General features: G+C 62.4%; 21 protein-coding genes and 3 tRNA genes. 11 read left to right on the forward strand and 13 right to left on the reverse strand.

Annotation, left to right across the window (positions count from 1 at the left end; genetic code table 11):
• Positions 1-4 precede the first annotated feature (4 nt).
• The 6 genes from M52SOB_RS11640 (at position 5) to M52SOB_RS11665 (ending at position 2,402) form a co-directional block, all read left to right on the forward strand.
• Positions 5-625, forward strand: a complete 621-nt coding sequence (locus M52SOB_RS11640; RefSeq protein WP_131111964.1) for a 4Fe-4S dicluster domain-containing protein — start codon at positions 5-7, stop codon at positions 623-625.
• Between the two features lie 26 nt (positions 626-651).
• On the forward strand, positions 652-1,545 hold the full coding sequence (locus M52SOB_RS11645; protein WP_131111965.1) for a CoB--CoM heterodisulfide reductase iron-sulfur subunit B family protein: 894 nt from the start codon (positions 652-654) through the stop codon (positions 1,543-1,545).
• A gap of 81 nt (positions 1,546-1,626) precedes the next feature.
• A tRNA-Ala gene (locus tag M52SOB_RS11650) sits at positions 1,627-1,702 on the forward strand.
• A gap of 8 nt (positions 1,703-1,710) precedes the next feature.
• Positions 1,711-1,786, forward strand: a tRNA-Lys gene (locus M52SOB_RS11655).
• A 30-nt stretch (positions 1,787-1,816) separates the two neighbouring features.
• A tRNA-Lys gene (locus M52SOB_RS11660) sits at positions 1,817-1,892 on the forward strand.
• 30 nt (positions 1,893-1,922) lie between these two features.
• Positions 1,923-2,402 carry a hypothetical protein gene (locus M52SOB_RS11665; protein WP_131111966.1) on the forward strand — a complete coding sequence of 160 codons (480 nt, stop codon included), beginning with the start codon at positions 1,923-1,925 and terminating at the stop codon, positions 2,400-2,402.
• Between the two features lie 132 nt (positions 2,403-2,534).
• Here M52SOB_RS11665 and M52SOB_RS11670 read toward each other — a convergent pair whose 3' ends face one another.
• From M52SOB_RS11670 to sucC, 8 genes are all read right to left on the reverse strand, one after another.
• A complete protein-coding gene (locus M52SOB_RS11670) occupies positions 2,535-3,011 on the reverse strand; it encodes a pilin (protein ID WP_131111967.1) in 477 nt (158 codons plus the stop codon).
• A gap of 176 nt (positions 3,012-3,187) precedes the next feature.
• Positions 3,188-4,789: an HD family phosphohydrolase gene (locus M52SOB_RS11675; RefSeq protein WP_284155098.1), complete on the reverse strand. Its 1,602-nt coding sequence runs from the start codon at positions 4,787-4,789 to the stop codon at positions 3,188-3,190.
• Positions 4,786-7,182, reverse strand: coding sequence for a GspE/PulE family protein (locus M52SOB_RS14065; RefSeq protein ID WP_131111969.1), 2,397 nt, complete (start codon positions 7,180-7,182; stop codon positions 4,786-4,788). The genes M52SOB_RS11675 and M52SOB_RS14065 overlap by 4 nt, the downstream gene beginning before the upstream one ends.
• A gap of 27 nt (positions 7,183-7,209) precedes the next feature.
• The gene (locus M52SOB_RS11685; protein WP_131111970.1) at positions 7,210-8,010 is read right to left on the reverse strand and encodes an FHA domain-containing protein; all 801 of its coding nucleotides are present in this window, start codon (positions 8,008-8,010) and stop codon (positions 7,210-7,212) included.
• A gap of 62 nt (positions 8,011-8,072) precedes the next feature.
• Positions 8,073-8,837 (reverse strand): Stp1/IreP family PP2C-type Ser/Thr phosphatase, encoded by a 765-nt coding sequence (locus M52SOB_RS11690; protein ID WP_131111971.1) that lies wholly within the window; start codon positions 8,835-8,837, stop codon positions 8,073-8,075.
• Positions 8,838-8,922: 85 nt separating this feature from the next.
• Complete coding sequence (locus M52SOB_RS11695) at positions 8,923-9,873, reverse strand: ornithine cyclodeaminase family protein (RefSeq protein WP_131111972.1); 951 nt, start codon at positions 9,871-9,873, stop codon at positions 8,923-8,925.
• 25 nt (positions 9,874-9,898) lie between these two features.
• Positions 9,899-10,792 (reverse strand): succinate--CoA ligase subunit alpha, encoded by an 894-nt coding sequence (sucD, locus tag M52SOB_RS11700; protein WP_131111973.1) that lies wholly within the window; start codon positions 10,790-10,792, stop codon positions 9,899-9,901.
• 11 nt (positions 10,793-10,803) lie between these two features.
• Positions 10,804-11,964, reverse strand: coding sequence for an ADP-forming succinate--CoA ligase subunit beta (sucC, locus tag M52SOB_RS11705; RefSeq protein ID WP_131111974.1), 1,161 nt, complete (start codon positions 11,962-11,964; stop codon positions 10,804-10,806).
• 207 nt (positions 11,965-12,171) lie between these two features.
• On the opposite strand from sucC, the gene paaK (M52SOB_RS11710) reads away from it, so the two are divergent.
• The 4 genes from paaK (M52SOB_RS11710) to M52SOB_RS11725 all read left to right on the forward strand — a co-directional run bounded on the left by paaK (M52SOB_RS11710) (position 12,172) and on the right by M52SOB_RS11725 (position 16,176).
• Positions 12,172-13,464 (forward strand): phenylacetate--CoA ligase PaaK, encoded by a 1,293-nt coding sequence (gene paaK / locus M52SOB_RS11710; RefSeq protein ID WP_131111975.1) that lies wholly within the window; start codon positions 12,172-12,174, stop codon positions 13,462-13,464.
• Positions 13,461-14,744 (forward strand): phenylacetate--CoA ligase PaaK, encoded by a 1,284-nt coding sequence (gene paaK, locus M52SOB_RS11715; protein WP_131111976.1) that lies wholly within the window; start codon positions 13,461-13,463, stop codon positions 14,742-14,744. Before paaK (M52SOB_RS11710) ends, paaK (M52SOB_RS11715) begins: the two co-directional genes overlap by 4 nt.
• Positions 14,741-14,965 (forward strand): hypothetical protein, encoded by a 225-nt coding sequence (locus M52SOB_RS11720; RefSeq protein ID WP_131111977.1) that lies wholly within the window; start codon positions 14,741-14,743, stop codon positions 14,963-14,965. Before paaK (M52SOB_RS11715) ends, M52SOB_RS11720 begins: the two co-directional genes overlap by 4 nt.
• Positions 14,966-15,087: 122 nt before the next feature.
• A complete protein-coding gene (locus tag M52SOB_RS11725) occupies positions 15,088-16,176 on the forward strand; it encodes a type IV pilus assembly protein FimV (protein ID WP_131111978.1) in 1,089 nt (362 codons plus the stop codon).
• On the opposite strand, the gene M52SOB_RS11730 is transcribed toward M52SOB_RS11725, so the two are convergent.
• Positions 16,173-16,883 carry a Nif3-like dinuclear metal center hexameric protein gene (locus M52SOB_RS11730; protein WP_431306337.1) on the reverse strand — a complete coding sequence of 237 codons (711 nt, stop codon included), beginning with the start codon at positions 16,881-16,883 and terminating at the stop codon, positions 16,173-16,175. The genes M52SOB_RS11725 and M52SOB_RS11730 overlap by 4 nt on opposite strands.
• Before the next feature lie 56 nt (positions 16,884-16,939).
• Between M52SOB_RS11730 and M52SOB_RS11735 the strand changes: the two genes are divergently transcribed.
• A complete protein-coding gene (locus tag M52SOB_RS11735; RefSeq protein ID WP_131112531.1) occupies positions 16,940-18,091 on the forward strand; it encodes a Do family serine endopeptidase in 1,152 nt (383 codons plus the stop codon).
• Positions 18,092-18,096: 5 nt separating this feature from the next.
• On the opposite strand, the gene tatC is transcribed toward M52SOB_RS11735, so the two are convergent.
• The 4 genes from tatC to M52SOB_RS11755 all read right to left on the reverse strand — a co-directional run bounded on the left by tatC (position 18,097) and on the right by M52SOB_RS11755 (position 19,990).
• A complete protein-coding gene (gene tatC, locus M52SOB_RS11740) occupies positions 18,097-18,927 on the reverse strand; it encodes a twin-arginine translocase subunit TatC (protein ID WP_131111980.1) in 831 nt (276 codons plus the stop codon).
• On the reverse strand, positions 18,927-19,334 hold the full coding sequence (tatB, locus tag M52SOB_RS11745; protein ID WP_131111981.1) for a Sec-independent protein translocase protein TatB: 408 nt from the start codon (positions 19,332-19,334) through the stop codon (positions 18,927-18,929). Before tatB ends, tatC begins: the two co-directional genes overlap by 1 nt.
• Positions 19,335-19,396: 62 nt before the next feature.
• Positions 19,397-19,621: a Sec-independent protein translocase subunit TatA gene (gene tatA / locus M52SOB_RS11750; RefSeq protein ID WP_131111982.1), complete on the reverse strand. Its 225-nt coding sequence runs from the start codon at positions 19,619-19,621 to the stop codon at positions 19,397-19,399.
• A 15-nt stretch (positions 19,622-19,636) separates the two neighbouring features.
• Positions 19,637-19,990: a histidine triad nucleotide-binding protein gene (locus M52SOB_RS11755; protein WP_131111983.1), complete on the reverse strand. Its 354-nt coding sequence runs from the start codon at positions 19,988-19,990 to the stop codon at positions 19,637-19,639.
• Position 19,991: the final 1 nt, after the last annotated feature.

Below are 19,991 nucleotides of genomic sequence, written 5' to 3' on the forward strand. Positions count from 1 at the left end.
GACCATGAGCGAAGCAAATACTCAAGCCATCGCCCGCTACAAGAACAACTTCCTCAAGGAAGTCGAGGAGCGCGTCGAAGACGGCCAGTGGGTCAAGATGTGCATGCAGTGCGGCGTCTGCGCGGGCTCCTGCCCGTTCGGCCCGCACTGGGAACACTCGCCGCAGAAGATCTTCATGATGATCCGTGCCGGCAAGCGCGAGGAAGTGCTCACCTCCGATTCGATGTGGATGTGCACCTCCTGCTACAACTGCATCGTGCGCTGTCCGCGCAAGCTGCCGATCACCCACATCATGCACGGCCTGGCCAACTATGCCCATCGCCTCGGCCTGGTGCCGAAAGGCCAGCCGACGCGCGACATCGCCGTGCTGTTCTGGAAGAACGTCGTCAAGAACGGCCGCGTCAATGAGATGACCTTCTCGCTGGCGATGTACTTCCGCGATGGCTTCGGCCAGGGCATCAAGAACGCGATGGCGATGAAGGACATCGGTCTGGGGATGATGAAGGCCAAGCGTCTCAACCCGATGGAGATCTTCGGTGGCCACACCTGCAAGGACAAGAGCGGCATCCAGCGCATGATCGCCAAGGCGCGCGAAATCGAAGACAAGCGCAGAGGGTTGGCCTAGCCTCGCCTGACAGGAGACAAGCAAACATGGCAAAGAAAAAATATGCGTTCTATCCGGGCTGCTCCTCGCAAAAGGGCGCCTCGGCCTCGAACTATCTCAACTCCTTCGGCTACATGTGCGAAAAGCTGGAGATCGAGCTCAACGAAGTGCCGGACTGGAACTGCTGCGGCGCCTCGATCGCCTATGCCGAAGGTGGCGAGCTGCCGCGCCTGGTGCTCAACGCGCGCAACATGGCGATCGTCGAGCAGGAGATGCCCGGTTACGACATGGTCACCGGCTGCCCGGCCTGCTGGCTGGCGTTGCGCGATGCCAAGGGCCGCTTCGAGGAACATGGCAGTATGAAGGCCGATGCCAACGAAGCCCTCAAGGAAGTCAATCTCGCCTATCAGGGCAACGTCAAGCCGCGGCACATGGTCGAAGTGCTGATCGAGGACATCGGCTATGAGCAGATGAAAGCCAAGGTCGTGCGGCCGCTCGACGGCGTCAAGATCGCCGGCTATGTCGGCTGCCAGACCAACCGGCCCTTCGGCATCGCCGGCGAATCCTTCGAAAACCCGCAGTATCTCGACAAGATGATCGAAACCGTCGGCGCCGAGCCGGTGCCCTATGATCAGAAAGTCACCTGCTGCGGCGGCGCGCTGGCCTTCTCCGAACCCGACAAGGCCTTCAAGCAGATCCGCGACATCGTCGAATCCGCCTACGATCACGGCGCGCAGGTCATCGCCACGCCCTGCCAGCTCTGCCAGGCCAACGTCGAGCTGTATCAAGCCGAGATCAACAAGAAGCACGGCACCAAGTTCAACATGCCGGTCGTGTTCTATTCGCAGCTGCTCGGCCTCGCCTATGGCGGCGATGTGAAGCAGACCGGGCTCGACGGCCAGGTGATCCGCGCCGAAGTGCTGGAGAAGTTCGCCAAATAAGAACGCTGCAAAGGGGAAAGAAACGGCCGGTGCAGAGTTCACCTCACCGGCCGTTTTTACCGCTATAATGCGCGGCTTCTTGGGCCGATAGCTCAGCTGGGAGAGCGCCGCGTTCGCAATGCGGAGGTCGGGAGTTCGATCCTCCTTCGGTCCACCAGATTCAGCGGGCTGTTAGCTCAGTTGGTAGAGCAGCGGACTCTTAATCCGTAGGTCGAAGGTTCGAATCCTTCACAGCCCACCAGCAACAAGATCGTCGCTCTCCGACGATCATGGGTGGTTAGCTCAGTCGGTAGAGCAGCTGGCTTTTAACCAGTTGGTCACAGGTTCGAATCCTGTACCACCCACCATCTCACCGTTTCCATCCGCAGGAGCCGGCCATGAAACACGCAACCCGTCCCCTCACTGCGATCCGCCTTGCCGCACTGTTTGCCGCCGGCTTCCTGGGTGTTGGCATCGTCCATGCCGACAAGCCGGGCTGGGCGGGCGAAAAGCACGGCAAGAAAGACAAGCACGAACGGCATGAGCGCGACCGCGACGAGCGCCCCGCCTACTTCTTCGACGACGGTTCGCGCCGCGTGGTCATCGAATACTATGGTGCCCAGGTGCGCGCCGGCCACTGCCCGCCGGGGCTGGCCAAGAAACACAATGGCTGCCTGCCGCCCGGCCACGCGAAGAAATGGGTCAAGGGCCGCCCCCTGCCAGCGGACGTGCGTTACTACGAGTTGCCCTACGAACTCGTCGTGCGTCTGCCGCCACCGCCACCGCGCCACCGCTACGTCCAGGTCGCCGGCGACATCCTCCTGATCGCCGTCGGTACCAGCATGGTCGTCGACGCGATCGAAGACATCGTGCGCTGATCAGGCGAGAAAGTCGGCGCTGGAGGAAATGAAAGCGTCCCGCCGGGCGCCGACTCCTATCGCATAGTCGGTGCTGGCAGGACGGCACAAAAAACCCCGCCGCGGCGGGGTTTGATTTGTGGATTCGATTGATTACTTGCAGGAACCCGGCAGATATTTCGTGGGCACAGTAGTACCTGTGTCTCCACACTTCCAAGCAGCGATTTGCTGACCCATGTTTGATGCGACTGTCATAGCAGTAGTCGCAGCCGTATCGGCATATGGAGTCAGAACGAGTAGTTTGCCATCGATTGCAGAGTCATTGAAATTTTGTGTTGTTACAGTAATTTTGCCGTTTTGATCTGTTTCGATTTTGGCAACATACTTCGTTGTCGCAGTAGAAGACTCGCAACCCCAGTTGTTCGCACCCGGACCAGTAGTTCCAGAACCAGATTGATATGCTTCGGTGATGGCTGTACGGCAACCGCTGGCTGCGAGCACTACTTCTGACATCTTTGCTTTAACGGTGTAATCCTTATACGCCGGCAAGGCGACGGCAGCCAGAATGCCGATGATCGCCACGACGATCATCAGTTCGATGAGGGTAAAGCCTTGTTGAACGCGTTTCATAGATCTCTCCTTTGGTTGAAGCACTCGAATCGTGCTGCCGGAGATTATGCAACCGCCGTGCCAGGTAGGTAAAGCTGATTTCGTGCCGGAAAAGCCCCGATTTCACTGCGCCGGCTTTCGTGCGGCGTCAGAATGTGACGATTTTCGTCACCCTGCCGTTCCGCCAGCGCCGAGTTTCAGAGGTCGATCTGTTCCGGGTCGAGGAAAGCCTGGGCATAACGCAGCCAGACCTTCTCGCGCAGGAAGACCTCGAACAGGTCCGGGTCGATGTGGCCGTTGGCGGCGAATTTCTTCATGATGCCCAGCGCCTGCGAGAGCTTCATCGCCGGCTTGTAGGGGCGATCCCTGGCGGTGAGCGCCTCGAAGATGTCGGCGATGCCCATCATGCGCGCCTGCACGGACATTTGCTCGCGGGTCAGGCCCTTCGGATAGCCGCGGCCGTCCATGCGCTCGTGATGCCCGCCGGCGTATTCGGGCACATGCTTCAGGTGCTTCGGCCAGGGCAGCGCTTCGAGCATCTCGATCGTCGTAACGATGTGGTGGTTGATGATCTCGCGTTCGCGCGCGGTCAGGGTGCCGGAGCGGATCGTCAGATTGTCGATTTCGTCGCTATCGAGGAAGTCGGTTTCGACGCCTTCCGGGCTACGCCACTGCCGTTGCGTGCCGATCTCGCGCACGCGCTGTCGGTCGGCTTCCGGCATCGCCTCGCTGCCGCGGTTGGCTGTGCGCAGAAATTCACGCTCGGCATCCAGCTGCGCGAGCTCATGCTTTAGCGATTCCCAGCAGGCGGCTTCGGCCGCGGCATCCTGCGGCACGCGCAGATCGAGTAGGCGCCGCAGGGTAGCGATCTGCGCATCGCGCTTCAAAACCTCGAAGCGGGTGTCGATGAGTTCGATGCGGTCGAACAGGGTCTGCAGCTTGGTGGCTTTGTCGACGACATGCACCGGCGTGGTGATCTTGCCGCAGTCGTGCAGCAGGGCGGCGATCTTCAGCTCGTGCAGATCGGCGGGCTGCAGCGTAAAGTCGGCCAGCGGGCCGGTCTGCGTCCTATTGACTGCCTCGGCGAGCATCATCGTGAGCTCGGGCACGCGCTGGCAATGGCCGCCGGTGTAGGGTGATTTTTCGTCGATCGCCAGGTTGATGAGCCGGATGAAGGATTCGAACAGTGTTTCGAGCTGGTCGATCAGCTGGCGGTTGGAAAGCGCGATGGCGGCCTGCGAGGCGAGCGATTCGGCCAGACGCTGGTCGGCCAGCGTGAAGGCGCGAATCTCGCGCGTCGTCGGGTCGAGGGCATTGATCAGTTGCAGCACGCCGATGATTTCGTTTTCGTGGTTCTTCATCGGCACGGTGAGAAAAGAGTGAGAGCGGTAGCCGGTGCGCGCATCGAACAGGCGGGTACCTGAAAAATCGAAACCGGCGGCGATGTAGGCATCCGGAATATTCACCGTCTCGCCGCTCAGCGCCGCATGGGTAGCGACGAGCGCATGGTTGGGCTGCCCTTGCGCATCGTACAGTGGCAGATCGGGAAATTCGACCGGCTGGCCGGAGGCACCGCCGAGCGCGAGACCGAGCGCATCGTTCAGGGCGATGGCGAATGAGAGCGCCTGGCCGTCTTCGGTGATGCGATAGAGCGTGCCGGCCTCGGCGCCGGTGATGGTCTTGGCGGCGACGAGGATGCGTTCGAGCAGGCGGCCGAGATCGCGTTCGCTGGAGAGTGCCGCACCGATCTCGTTGAGCCGATCGAGTCGCGCGAAAAGATCGTTGGCGGTATCGCTCACTTGATGCAGACCGCACGCACCTGCTTCATGTCGGTATGGCCTTGCAACACCTTTTCCATGCCGTCCTGCTTCAGGGTACGCATGCCGTCTTCGAGCGCCTGGGCGAGCAATTGCGCCACGCGCGCATGCTCCTGGATGAGTTTCTTGACCGCATCGGTACCGACCATCAGCTCGTGCAGACCGATGCGGCCCTTGTAGCCGGTGCCGCCGCAGACTTCGCAATCGCCGCCTTCGCGGGCGCGATAGAGGGTGAATTGGCCTTTTTCGTTGGCATACTTTTTCACCCAGTCTTTGTAGATGGCTTCCATCGCCGCCTTGGAGTCGCGCTTGAAGCTTTCCAGCGCCTGCAGCTCCTCGCAGTATTCGGTGAGGAAATGCTTGATCTCGACGGCTCCCGGCACATAGGGCTGACGGCATTTGACGCACAGACGCTTGGCAAGACGCTGCGCGAGGATGCCAAGCAGCGCATCGGCGAAGTTGAACGGGTCCATGCCCATGTCGAGGAGCCGCACGATCGATTCCGGCGCGCTGTTGGTGTGCAGCGTGGCGAATACCAGGTGGCCGGTGAGCGAGGCTTCCAGGCCGATGCGCGTGGTTTCGGCATCGCGCATTTCGCCGACCATGATGATGTCCGGGTCGGCACGCAGGAAGGCGCGCATGATGGTGGCGAAATCGAGCCCGGCCTTCTTGTTGACCTGCACCTGCCGCAGCCCCTTCTGGGTGATTTCCACCGGGTCTTCGGCGGTCCAGATCTTGGTGTCCGGGGTGTTGAGCATCTTCAGCACCGAGTGCAGCGTGGTGGTCTTGCCGGAGCCAGTGGGGCCGCAGACGAAGAAGATGCCATAGGGTTTGGAAACGGTTTCCTTGAGGCGCGTCTCGTTGTGCGGCAACAGGCCGAGCTGTTCGATCGGCATCGGCTCGCCGCCGGCGAGAATCCGCATCACCACATCCTCGACACCGCCCGCAGTCGGCAGGGTGGCGACGCGCAGCTCGATGTCCAGCGGGCCGAATTTCTTGAACTTGATCTTGCCGTCCTGCGGTTTGCGCTTTTCCGAGATATCGAGGTCGCACATGATCTTGATGCGCGCGACGATCGCACTGCGATAGCTGTGCGGGATCTCGATGTACTTTTGCAGCGAGCCGTCCTTGCGGAAACGGATGATCACGCGTTCCTTGCCGATACCCGGCTCGATGTGGATGTCCGAGGCACCCTGCTGGTAGGCATCGATGATGATCTTGTTGACCAGCTTGACGAGCTCGTTGTCGGCGGCGGCAGAGATCTCGTCGCCGGTCTCGGCCTCGCCTTCCCCTTCATCCATCGACGACAGCAGGTCGCCGACATCGCTGTCGTCGCTGAAGCCGCCGCCGTAGAACTGCTCGACCGTTTGCCGGAATTCGCGGTTCGTCGTGACGCGATAGGCGATCTTGTTGCGCGGAAAGATGTTGTTGACGACCCGCGAGCTCCTGAGCTGCTCGGGATCGAGGGTCATGATGACGATACCTTCCTTGCCGTCCTCGATCGGCAGCCACTGGTTCTGCTCGACGTATTCGCGGCGCAGGTTTTTCATCAAGTCCATCGGCTTGATACGGTCCGGCCGGAAGGGCTCGTAAGGCACCCCGAAGAATTTCGCCAGCGCGATACCGATCGCCGGCAGCTTGACCTGGAACTCGCTGATCAACTCCTCTTCGATGTCGATGTTCTTTTGACGCGCCGCCTTGCTGGCCAGCTCGAGTTCTTCGGCGGTGATCACGGCATCGAGCACGAGATGGTCGTATTTCGTCTTGACGACGTGCTCGGGCCGGTTGCGCTGGGTAAAGGCGATCGCCAGTGTCTCGCACAAGCCCTTGATGCCTTCTTCCTGGAAGCCGGCGAACGGCGTGCCGGCCTTGTTGTTGATGATCTGCACGACGCCGAGCAATTCGTCGCTATGCGTATCGACGATCGCGCCGACCAGCATCTGCCGGGTGCGGTAACCGGTACGGCGGTCGACTTCCTTGAGGAAGCGCAGGTGCGGATTGATCGCTTTCAGCTCGGCTTCGTCATACACATCGCTGATGTTCAACACCTGCCGCTGCAAGGCGACGTAACCGGCGATGCTTTGATCGGAGATCGGCAGCCGCAGATCGCGGAACGAGTTGAGCCCTGTCTTCACTTTCGAGACGATCGCGCTGCGATCGTCGCTGACGGTGTAGATCGTCAGCCGGTCGGCATTGAACAGTGCGCAGATGTCCTGCGAGAGCTCGAGCATGATCTCTTCGATGTTCGAGGTCGCATGGATCTTGTTGGTGACGGCCTGGAGATTCTTGAAGAATGCCAGCCGGCTGCCGAGCTCGCTCGGGCTCAAGGCTTCGCTGCCGGTGCCGGTGGTCAGCGGACTGAGGATTGCACTCACGGGTTCAGACGCTGCGTTGACGCGACATCAATCCTTGAGGAAGAACTCCATTTTCACGCCGGCCAGCTCGATGATGTCGTGATCCTTGAGCGGGTGAGCCTGGACGCTGATGGGTGTGCCGTTGACCTGCGGGTGACGGGGGCCTTCGACATGGGTCAGAAAGTAACCATGCGGCCGGCGTGCGATCACCGCCACCTGCACCCCGGGTTTACCCAGCGTGGTCAGCGACTTCACCAGATCGAGCGTCTTGCCGGCGTTGCTGCCGGTGAGCACCTGGATCGCGCCGAGCGGTAGCGGTGCCGCCTGGGCAGCCGCTGGCTCTGCCGGCGTCGCAACGGATTCACGCTGGGGTGAGGCGGCCATCGCCGGTGCGGTCGGCGTCGGTGTCGGAGACGTCGCAGGGCGTGGCGGCACGAACGAGGATGAGGAGACCGGTGCGGCTGGCTGGCCCGCTGTGGCGGGCTGCACCGCCTTGCGCAACATTTCGGGCCGCAGCACCATGGTCTTTTCGAAATCTTCCTGCACGGCAGCGTACGGGCTCGCTTCCTTGACATACTTGAGCCGGTATTTGCCGAGCTCGATCACATCGCCATCCTGCAGGAAGTGCTTGTGGATCTGTCGGCCATTGACGAAGGTGCCGTTGGTGCTGTTGAGGTCTTCGAGGAAGGCATCATTGAGGATCGTCACGATCACGGCATGATTGCCCGAGATCGCCAGATTGTCGATCTGGATGTCGTTACTCGGCTTGCGGCCGATGGTGACCCGCTCCTTGTCGATCGGAATCTCTTTGAGCACCAGGTTGTCCATGCTGAGTATGAGCTTAGCCATCTTGAGCTTCCTTCTGGACGTGGATCATGAGCGGCTACCTATGGTTTTCCTGCCTTCCCCATTCAGGCAGATGCCCGGAAAGACCGTTTGATTTTCGCAAGGATAACCGAGATATTGTCGCGCCCGCCATGCCGATTCGCAATCTGGATCAGTTGCGCGCTGCAAAGTTGCAGATTTGCCGAGAATTCGTTCAGCGCCCTGGCGATTTCTTCGTCATCCACCATGTCGTTCAAGCCATCGGAACACAGCAAATACACATCGTCGGGCAGGACGGCATGCTCGGCGACATCCACCACCACGTCCGCCTCCACGCCGAGCGCACGGGTAACGAGATTGCGATTCGGCGCATGGCGGGCCTGTTCAGGCGAAATCATGCCCTTGTCAATCTGTTCCTGCAAGGGGGAATGGTCGCGCGTGAGAAGCGCCAGTTCGCCAGCACGCCAGCGATAGAGCCGCGAGTCGCCGAGATGGGCGACGGCGAGCCGGTCGTCGAAGAACTGCACCACGACCAGCGTCGCCCCCATCCCGGCATAGCGGCGGTTCTGTTGTGCCGCCTGATGTATCGCCGCGTTGGTGCGCCGGATGACGTCGGCGAGTGCTTCGCAGGCATGGGATGTCCCCGCGGCCGACAGACGCTCGGGCGGGATCGTCTCGAATGCATGCGCCAGCTCGCTGCCGATGGCCGTGACCGCCATGCTGCTCGCCACCTCGCCGGCGTTGTGCCCGCCCATGCCGTCGGCCAGCACGGCCAAGCCCAGTCGCGCATCGGCGAAGACCGCGTCTTCGTTGTTGCGCCGCATACGCCCGGGATCGCTCAAGGCGACCATCTCGATGGCCGAGGAGAAATCTGGATGCATCTGCATGACCAAACAATAGGATGGGTTGCATTCTTGCAACCCTTTCTCAATTATGTCAAGGGCAACTGCGGCCCAATCCTTGCGTGCGAGCGAGCTCGAACAGGCGCCGCGCCACGGCGAGATCCTGGATCGCCATGCCCTGCGATTCGAACAGGGTGATGGCTTGGGGGTCGGTGCGGCCCGACCGGATGCCGGCAACGATTTCGCCCAGTTCGATCAGCTGACCGGCGCAGAGGCGCCCCTTTTCGAGCGCCGGCAGCAGGTCGCCGGCCTCGCGCAGTGCCGTTTCCCGGCTATCCACGCAGACCAGGCTCGCACGGCCGACCGCTTTTTCGTCCAGTTCGCGGCGGATCAAGGCGTTGGAGCCGGCGGCATTGAGGTGCATACCGGGCGCAAGCCACTCGCCTTGCACGACCGGCGTGGCCGAGGTGGTGATGGTGACGACGATGTCACTCCCGCGTACCGCCGCTTCGGCATTGTCGACCGCCGTGACTTCGACGCCGAAGCGCTGCGCAAAGTCGGCGCTGGCGAGACGGCACTTGTCCGGGTTGCGCGAGTAGAGCTTGACCTGCCGGACGGGCCGCACCTTGCACAAGGCTTCGAGCTGTCCCTGCGCCTGCCAACCGGCACCGATCATGCCGACGACGGCAGCATCCGGACGCGCCAGATGCTTCGCCGCGATACCGCCGGCTGCGCCGGTGCGCATCATGCCGAGGAAGTCGGCCTCGATCACCGCCAGCGGCCGACCGTCGGCGGCATCGAACAGATGCACGAGGAAGCGTGCGCCGGCCTTGCTCGCCGTGTAGGCCTTGTAGCCCATCACGCCCTCGTCGAGCAGCGCCCCCTGCAGGATGTGCAGCGAGGCGGTCGGCACGCGCGTTCTCTGCCGCGGGATATCGATGGCCCGGCCAAGCGCATGGGCGCGGTGGGCGGCCTCGACCGCCTCCAGCGCCAGATCCATCGTCAACAGCTGGCGAACGTCGGCTTCGGAGAGAAACCAGGCCATCGTGCCGTCCTGCCAGCGCCGACTTTTACAACAGCGATTTGAGCAGCTTACCCATCACCGACGGATCGCGCGTGATCTTGAAGCCGCATTCTTCCATGATCGCCAGCTTCGCCTCCGCCGTATCGGCGCCGCCGGAGATCAAGGCGCCGGCATGCCCCATGCGCTTGCCGGGCGGCGCGGTGACGCCGGCGATGAAGCCGACGATCGGCTTTTTCATGTGGTCCTTGCACCAGCGTGCGGCGTCGGCTTCGTCCGGACCGCCGATTTCGCCGATCATGATCACCGCGTCGGTGTCCGGGTCGTCGTTGAACATCTTCATCACGTCGATGTGCTTGAGGCCGTTGATCGGGTCGCCGCCGATGCCGACCGCCGAGGACTGGCCCAGCCCCAGCTCGGTGAGCTGCGCGACCGCTTCATAGGTGAGCGTGCCGGAGCGCGAGACGACGCCGACGCGGCCTTTTTTGTGGATGTGGCCGGGCATGATGCCGATCTTGATCTCGTCCGGGGTGATGAGGCCGGGACAGTTGGGGCCCAGCAGCAGGGTTTCCTTGCCGCCCTGGGCGACTTTGCGCTTCATCTTGTTGCGGACGATCAGCATGTCGCGCACCGGAATGCCTTCGGTGATGCAGATGACCAGATCGAGGTCGGCCTCGACCGCTTCCCAGATCGCCTCGGCGGCGCCCGCCGGCGGCACGTAGATCACGGAGACGGTGGCACCGGTGGCCTCTTTCGCCTCCTTGACCGAAGCGTAGATCGGGATGTCGAAGATCTTCTCGCCGGCCTTCTTGGGATTGACGCCGGCGACGAAGCAGTGCTTGCCGTTGGCGTACTCGATGCACTTTTCGGTGTGGAACTGGCCGGTCTTGCCGGTGATGCCCTGGGTGATGACCTTGGTGTCCTTGTTGATGAGGATCGACATGGGGGATTCCTTTATTTCACGGCGGCGACGATCTTGGTCGCGGCATCCGCCATCGTGTCGGCGGCGATGATCTGCAAGCCCGATTCGGCGAGGATCTTTTTACCAATCTCTTCGTTGGTGCCCTTCATGCGCACCACCAGCGGCACCGTGAGGTGCACCTCCTTCGCCGCGGTGACGATGCCGGTGGCGATCGTATCGCAGCGCATGATGCCACCGAAGATATTGACCAGAATGCCCTTGACCTTGGGATTCTTCAGCATGATCTTGAAGGCCGCAGTGACTTTCTCGACCGTGGCGCCGCCGCCGACGTCGAGGAAGTTGGCCGGTTCGGCGCCGAAGAGCTTGATGGTATCCATCGTCGCCATCGCCAGCCCGGCGCCATTGACGAGGCAGCCGATGTTACCGTCGAGGCTGATGTAGGCAAGATCGTATTTGGACGCCTCGATCTCGTCCGGGTCCTCTTCGTCGAGGTCACGGTAGGCGACGATCTCGGGGTGACGAAACAGCGCGTTGTCGTCGAAGTTGAATTTGGCGTCGAGCGCCTTGATGCTGCCGTCGCCCTCGAGGATCAGCGGGTTGATCTCGGCCAGGGAGGCGTCGGTCTCCATGTAGCAGGTGTAGAGATTCTTGAAGATCGCGACGGCCTGCGGAAGCGAGCCCGCCGGCACGCCGATGCCAACGGCGAGCTGCCGGGCCTGTTCATCGCTGATGCCGTCGAGCGGATCGATGAACACCTTGATGATCTTCTCCGGCGTTTTGGCCGCGACCTCTTCGATGTCCATGCCGCCCTCGGAGGAAGCCATCATCGCCACCTTTTGCGTCGCCCGGTCGGTCAGACAGGCGACGTAATATTCCTTCTTGATGTCCGAACCTTCCTCGACCAGGAGGCGCTTGACGATGCGGCCTTCCGGGCCGGTCTGGTGTGTGACGAGGCGCATGCCGAGGATGCTCGCTGCATGTTGCCGCACCTCGTCGAGCGATTTGGCGAGTTTGACACCGCCGCCCTTGCCACGCCCGCCGGCGTGAATCTGAGCTTTCACCACCCACAGCTTGCCACCCAGCTGCTCGGCGGCCTTGACAGCCTCATCGACGGAAAAACAGGGAATGCCGCGCGGGGTCGCCACACCGAACTTGCGCAGGATTTCCTTGCCCTGATATTCGTGAATCTTCATGAAAAATCATCCCCGGAGATTGGATTGGACATGGCGCATGCTGCAAAGCACAAATAATAGCATTTAATTCTTCACTCGAATTTTCTTATCAATATCTGGCGGTATCGCGTCTCGTCTGGATGCGAAAAATTCTAGCGCCGCCGCCCATGATAAAGTTCCGCAACTTGCCGCCCAAAGCGGTCGGGCACTCAGGGAGAAAGAAAGAGGATGAAAGCTTTCGATGCCATCGAAACCGCGAGCCGCGACGAGATCGTCGCCTTGCAGACCGAACGTCTGCGTTGGACGCTGCACCACGCCTATACCAACGTAGCCCACATCCGCGCCAAGTTCGATGCCGCGGGCGTGCATCCGGACGATTTTCGCGAACTCGCCGATCTGGCGAAATTCCCCTTCACCACCAAGCAGGACCTGCGCGACACCTATCCTTTCGGCATGTTCGCGGTGCCGGAAAACAAGGTCGTGCGCATCCACGCCTCGTCGGGCACCACCGGCAAGCCGACCGTGGTCGGCTACACGCAGAAGGACATCGACACCTGGGCGCATCTGATGGCGCGCTCGATCTATGCCGCCGGCGGCCGGCCCGGCGACCGCGTGCATGTCTCCTATGGCTACGGGCTGTTCACCGGGGGTTTGGGCGCCCACTACGGTGCCGAGCGGCTGGGTTGCCAGGTGATCCCCTTTGGCGGCGGCCAGACCGAGCGGCAGGTGCAGCTGATCCAGGACTTCAAGCCGAAAATCATCATGGTGACCCCCTCCTACATGCTGGCGATCGCTGACGAGTTCGATCGCCAGGGTTTGAATCCCGCCGATTGTGCATTGAAGATCGGTATCCACGGCGCAGAACCCTGGACGCAAGAGATGCGCGAGGAAATCGAAAAGCGCTTCGCCATCGATGCGATCGACATCTATGGCCTCTCCGAAGTGATGGGTCCGGGCGTGGCACAGGAATGCATCGAAAGCAAGGACGGCCCGGTGATCTGGGAAGACCATTTCTACCCGGAGATCATCGATCCGAACACCGGCGCAGTGCTGCCCGACGGCGAGCTCGGCGAGCTGGTATTCACCTCGCTGACCAAGGAAGCGCTGCCGATCATCCGCTACCGCACGCGCGACCTCACCCGCCTGCTGCCGCCGACCTCGCGTTCGATGCGGCGCATCGCCAAGATCACCGGCCGCTCCGACGACATGCTGATCATCCGCGGCGTCAATGTCTTCCCGAGCCAGATCGAGGAACTGATCCTCAAGCAGCCCAAGCTCTCGCCGCACTACCAGCTCGAAGTCAGCCGGGAAGGCCATCTGGATGCGATGACGGTGAATGTCGAGATCAAGCCCGAATTCGCCACGCTGACCGCGCCCGAAAAGGAATTCATCGCCCACGACCTGCAGCACCACATCAAGTCCTATGTCGGCATCTCGACGAAGGTCGAGATCAAGGCAGTGGGCGCGATCGAGCGCTCGATCGGCAAGGCCAAACGCGTCATCGACACGCGGCCGAAATGAGCAACGACATCACCCGCGCCAGCCGCGACGAGATTGCCGCACTACAGCTTTCGCGCCTCAAGACCACCGTGCGCAGGGTCTATGAGCGCGTGCCACACTACCGCGCCAAGTTCGACGCCGCCGGCGTGCATCCGGACGACCTGAAGTCGCTCGACGACCTGGCGAAGTTTCCCTTCACGACGAAGGAGGACCTGCGCCAGACCTACCCTTATGGCATGTTCGCCGAGCCGTTGGAGAACATCGTGCGTCTGCACGCCTCCTCTGGCACCACCGGCAAGCCGACGGTCGTCGCCTATACGCAGAAGGACATCGACACCTGGGCCGACATCATGGCGCGCTCGATTCAAGCCGCTGGCGGCACGCGGCGTGACATCATCCACATCACCCACGGTTACGGGCTTTTCACCGGCGGCCTCGGCGTGCATTACGGCGCGGAGCGGCTCGGCTGCACCGTGGTGCCGATCTCCGGCGGGCAAACCGAACGGCAGGTGCAGTTGATCCGCGACTTCGGCGCGACGATGATCGTCGGCACGCCGTCCTATGTGCTCAACATCGTCGATGAATTCGAGCGCCAGGGGCTCGATCCGCGCGCCTCGACCCTGCAGCGCGGCATCTTCGGCGCCGAGCCGTGGGGCGAGGAGATGCGCAGGGAGCTGGAATCGCGCCTCGGCATCGTCGCGATGGACCTGTATGGTCTCTCCGAACTGATCGGCCCGGGTGTGGCGGTCGAATGCATCGAATCGCGCGACGGCCCGACGATCTGGGAAGACCACTTCTACCCGGAGATCATCGACCCGGAAACCGGCAAGGTGCTGCCCGACGGCCAGCCTGGCGAGCTGGTGTTCACTTCGCTGACCAAGGAGGCGCTGCCGGTGGTGCGTTACCGCACGCGGGATCTGACGCGCCTGTTGCCGCCGACGGCCAGGAGCTTCCGCCGCATCGACAAGATCACCGGCCGGTCGGATGACATGCTGATCATCCGCGGCGTGAATGTCTTCCCCAGCCAGATCGAGGAACTGATCCTCAAGACGCCCCGGCTCGCGCCGCATTATCAGCTCGTGGTCTCGCGCCAAGGGCATCTCGACGACCTCACCGTGCGCGTCGAGGCGAAACCGGAGTGCGCTGCCGATCCGGCGCAGCGTGCCGCGGCGGGTGCCGAACTGCGCCACCACATCAAGTCGCTGATCGGCATCAACACCAAGATCGAGGTCATGGATGCCGGCAGTCTTGCCCGCTCGGAAGGGAAAGCGAAGCGCATCCTTGATCTGAGGAAGGCATGAAGCCGCATCATTGGCCATGGACCACGCTGTTTTTCCTGGCGCTCGGTGCCATCTGCGCACTGGCCGGCATTGCCGTCTTCGCCGGCTGGCTCAAGGAGGTCCATCCGCTGCTCGCCGACGAGATGGCGGGCTGGGGGCTGATCGTTTCCGCGATCGCGTGTTTCCTCACGGGCGCCTTCCCACTCGTGCTGCGGCGGCTGGCCGAACGCGAAGGGGCATGATCCAGACGGGTGCGCCTGCCAAAAGCGTCGTTTGACGCCGCAATGCCCCTGTAATCATGCTTTCGCCATGGTCGCGCAACGGCACAATCGCGTCATCCTCATTCATCGAGCGACCCGCGACCTTGAGCCGCCCAGCATCCACTCTGCGAACGAAGCTTCTCACCGGCCTGATCCTCGTTTGGCCGTGGGGAGCCGAGGCCCAACCGCCTGCCGCACTGCCCACGCCGGCGCCTGCCGTACGCACCATTTCCGATGAGGCGTTCCAGCGCTGGCTCAAGGAGGACACGCAAGTCATCAATGGCATCCTGGCGAGCCTGACGCACATCGACGCCCTGCTCGCCGACATCGAGCGGGTGGTGCGGCAATTGCCCGATATAGGCGCGGCACCGAAACCAGCACCGCCGCCTGTCGTAGTCGAGAAAACCGTCGTCGAGGAGGTGGAAGTCCCCGGCCCCCTCGGCGGCTGGATGCCCACACTTTCGGGGGCCGCCCTGCTGGCACTTCTGGCGTTCTGGCTGGGCAGGAAACAGGGCGCGAAGCAAGCGCCGACGACGGCAAGGGCGAAGCTTGCCGAGCCAGCGGCAGCCTCTGCGGCGGAAAAGCGCAGCATTCCACCAGCTCCACCACCAGCCCTCCCCAAGGAATCCCCGGCCCAGCCCGCGGCAGTCACTGCGACGCCGACAACACCCGCGCCGGCTGCTCCCGCACCGTCGTTGGTCCAGCCGCTTCCGACACCGGTCGAGCCCGAGCCGTCATCGATCGAAGCCCCCGCGTCCGAAGAGACCGATCAGGCCATCGAGCTCGCCGAGGTCATGCTGTCGATGGGCCTGGGCCATGGCGCGGTGCAAGCACTGACCGAAAAGATCCGCAGCGAACCGAAACAGGCGCTGCGGCACTGGCTCAAGCTGCTCGAGATCTATCGCAGGAACGGCCAGCAGGCGGAGTTCGAGCGCTCGGCGGAGGAGCTGCGTCTGCATTTCAACGTTCGCCCAGAAGACTGGCACCCGCAACCGGGTGGGCAGCAGACGCTCGAAAATTTCCCGCACATCACCAAACGTCTCACCGAGCTATGGGGCACCGCAGATTGTCTCCTGTATATGCAGAACCTGCTCGCCGACAACCGCGGCGGCGCACGGTCGGGCTTTCCGCAACCGGTCGCCGAGGAGTTGCTGCTCCTGATTTCGCTGATGCGCGCGGCTCACTTCAACTAGACAGGATTGTCGATCTCGACGAACTCGCACTCGAGACCGAAGCGCTCGGCCAGATGCCGGCCCAACGCCATCACGCCATAACGCTCCGTCGCATGATGGCCGGCCGCCAGATAGATTACGCCAGTTTCGCGCGCCAGATGCACGGTGTGTTCGGAAATCTCGCCTGACAGGAACAGGTCGGCGCCGGCGGCGATGGCCGCTTCGAACCAGTCCTGCGCACCGCCGCTGCACCAGGCGACGGTGCGTATCAACCGCGCCGAGTCACCGATCATGAGCGGCGGGCGCTCCAGCACACGCGCCGCCTGTTCGGCGATGTCTCCTGCAAAACTCGGCGCTGGCAACACGGCACGACAGCCCAGTTCGTGCTCGCCGAAATGGCCGTCGATCGTCCAACCGAAGCGCAGGGCGAGCTGCGCGTTGTTGCCGACCTCGGGATGGGCATCGAGCGGCAGGTGATAGGCGATCAGGTTGATGTCGTGCGCGAGCAGGCGCTGCAGGCGCTGCTTGCGAAAGCCGGTGATGCGGCCGTCCTCGCCCTTCCAGAACCAGCCGTGATGCACGAGCAGCGCATCGGCGCCGCGTTCGATCGCCGCTTCGATCAGCGCCAGGTTCGCGGTGACGCCGCAGACGATGCGGCGAATCTCGTCGCGTCCTTCCACTTGCAAGCCGTTTGGGCAATAATCGCGAAAGCGCTCAGGCGCCAGCATGCCATTCAGATAAGCCGTCAATTCCTCGCGTCGCACTTTTTCCAGCCTCCATGTTCATCAAGCGATTGTGGCTCATTTTCGCCCAGACCGTGACGATCAGCGTCGCGGCACTGTTCGTGGTGCAAACCCTGAAGCCGGAATGGCTAAGCTTTCGGCCCGGCATCGGCCGACCGCAGGTGGTCGCGATCCAGCAAGCGACGGAAGAGGATGGGACGCGCACGGCCGCCAGCTTCGCCGAGGCAGCGCGTGCTGCCTTGCCCACCGTCGTGCATATTTTCACCAGTCAGGAGATCCGCCAGCCGCCGTTTTCCGACGACCCGCTGTTTCGCCGCTTCTTCGGCGACCGCTTCGGCGCTGAGCCGCAGCGCCAGTCGGGGCTGGGCAGTGGCGTCGTCGTATCGGCAGACGGCTTCGTGCTGACCAACAACCATGTCGTCGAATCGGCCGATGCGATCGAGGTCGCGCTGCTGGATGGCCGCAAGCTTCCCGCCCAGTTGGTCGGCACCGATCCGGAGTCGGATCTCGCGGTGCTGAAGATCTCCAGCGACAAGCCGCTGACGCCGATCACCTTCGCGCCGCCCAACACGCTGCACGTCGGTGATGTGGTGCTGGCGATCGGTAATCCCTTCGGCGTCGGCCAGACCGTCACTCATGGCATCGTTTCGGCGCTGGGCCGCACCCATCTGGGCATCAACACTTTCGAGGATTTCATCCAGACCGATGCGGCGATCAATCCCGGCAATTCGGGTGGCGCGCTGGTCGACAGCAATGGCCGGCTGGTGGGCATCAATACGGCGATCTACTCGCAAAGCGGGGGGTCGATGGGTATCGGTTTCGCGATCCCGGTCTCGCTGGCGAAAAACGTCATGGAGCAGATCGTCAGGACCGGCACGGTGACGCGCGGCTGGATCGGCGTCGAAGTGCAGGACATGACACCCGAGCTGGCCGAATCGTTCGGGGTGAAGAGCGAGGAAGGCGCGCTGATCGCCGGCGTGATGCGCAACGGCCCGGCCGACAAGGCGGGCGTGCGCCCGGGTGACATCCTGGTTTCAGTGGCCGGCAAGCCGGTCAAGGATGCACAAGTGATGCTGGAGTTGATCGCCGCGCTGCCGCCAGGAGAAAAGGCAAAATTCGGCCTGCTGCGCGAGGGCAAGCCGATCGCAGTCGAAATCACGATCGGCAAGCGGCCTCGCCCGCCGCAACCATAACCCGGCTATGGACGTTCGCGGTTCGCGGCGGATTCCGCCTCCGCCTTGTCGAGTTCGGCATTCATCGCCGCCTCGTCGAGAGGCCGCAGGGCGTTGGCATCCGTTTGGGTTTCCGCTTCCGCCGGCTTGCCGATGAAGCGCGCGAAGATGATGCCGAGCTCATAGAGCAGCCACATCGGCACGGCGAGCATGAATTGCGAGAGCACGTCCGGCGGCGTGAAGATCGCGCCGACGACGAAGCAGCCGACGATCACATAGGGGCGGATTTCTTTCAGCTTCTCGATGCTCACCAAACCGACGCGCACCAGCACGATCACCACCACCGGTACTTCGAAGGTCACGCCGAAGGCGAGGAAGGTCGTCAGCACGAACGAAAGATATTTGTCGATGTCGGTCATCACCGCGACGCCTTCCGGCGCGAACTTGTTGATAAAGCCGAACACGGTCGGGAAGACGATGAAATAGGCGAAGCTCATGCCGATGAAAAACAGCACGACGCTGGCCAGCAGCAACGGCAGCGCGAGTTTCTTCTCATGCTGGTAGAGCCCTGGCGCGACGAAGGCCCAGGCCTGGTAGAGCACATAGGGCAGCGCGATCAGGAAGGCGACCATCAGCGTCACCTTCATCGGCACGAAAAATGCGCCGGCGACATCGGTGGCGATCATGTGGCCGCCTTCCGGTAAAGCCGCCAACATCGGCGCGGCCAGCACCGTGTAGATGTCACGCGCCCAATTGACGAGGGCGAGGAAGACGATGCCCACCGCGATCAGGGCGCGGATCAGCCGGTCGCGCAGCTCGACCAGATGGGATATGAAGGTTTCCTGGCTGTCTTCCATCAGGCGGCCGGGGGTGGTTTCGGCGTATCGCTCGCTGTCGTCGGGGTAGACGATTCGGCGGGCAAGGGCGGTGTGAAGGGTTTCGCCGCTTCGACCGATTCATCCACCGCGTTCTTGGCGGCCGAATCGAGAATCGACTGGTTGAGCTCGGTCTCGACGGTCTTCAGCTGCTCATTGACCTGCCGTTCGAGCGAACGCGCCTGTTCCGCCACCTGGGCCTGCAGGCGCTTCAGGTCTTCGAGCTGCATCTCGCGGCTGATGTCGCTTTTCACATCGCTGACATAGCGCTGCAGGCGACCGAGCAGATGGCCGACGGTGCGCGCCACGCGCGGCAGGCGCTCCGGCCCGATGACGATCAGTCCCACCAGGGCGATCACCATCAGCTCGGAAAAACCGATATCGAACACGGCGACAAGTTAGAAAATCGGCGCTGGCGGAACGGCACGCGCAGCAGAATTTTCACGGCCACTCAGGATTTGGTCTGTTCCTTGCGTGCCTCACCCTCGATCGTCGCGCCGGCTTGCTGTTCGACCTGCTTGGGCGCATCCGCAGAGGTGCCTTCCTTCATGCCCTCCTTGAAGCCCTTGACCGCGCCACCGAGATCCTGGCCGATGTTGCGCAGCTTCTTGGTGCCGAAAACCAGCATCACGATGACCAAAACGATCAGCCAGTGCCAAATACTCCAGGTTCCCATCACTCTCTCCTTCGATTATTTGCGCGGCAGCATCGGCCCCAGAGGTTCGGGGCCCCCCACGACATGGACGTGAAGATGATACACCTCCTGTCGACCAATCCTGCCGGTGTTCACGAGGGTGCGAAAGCCGTCCGTCAACCCCTGGCTTCTCGCCAGTTCCCCGAGCTTGGCGAACAGCTTGCCCAGCAGCGGCGCATCCTCTGGCGTGGCATCGGCGAGCGAGGCGATGTGCCGCTTCGGGATCACCATGAAATGCACCGGTGCCTGCGGGTGGATGTCGTGGAAGGCTAGGAGATCCTCGTCCTCATAGACCTTCTTGCAGGGAATCTCACCCCGCACGATCTTGCAGAAGATGCAGTCGTCGCTCATT

Source organism: Sulfuricystis thermophila, assembly GCF_004323595.1.
In the GTDB taxonomy this organism is placed as follows: Bacteria; Pseudomonadota; Gammaproteobacteria; order Burkholderiales; family Rhodocyclaceae; genus Sulfuricystis; species Sulfuricystis thermophila.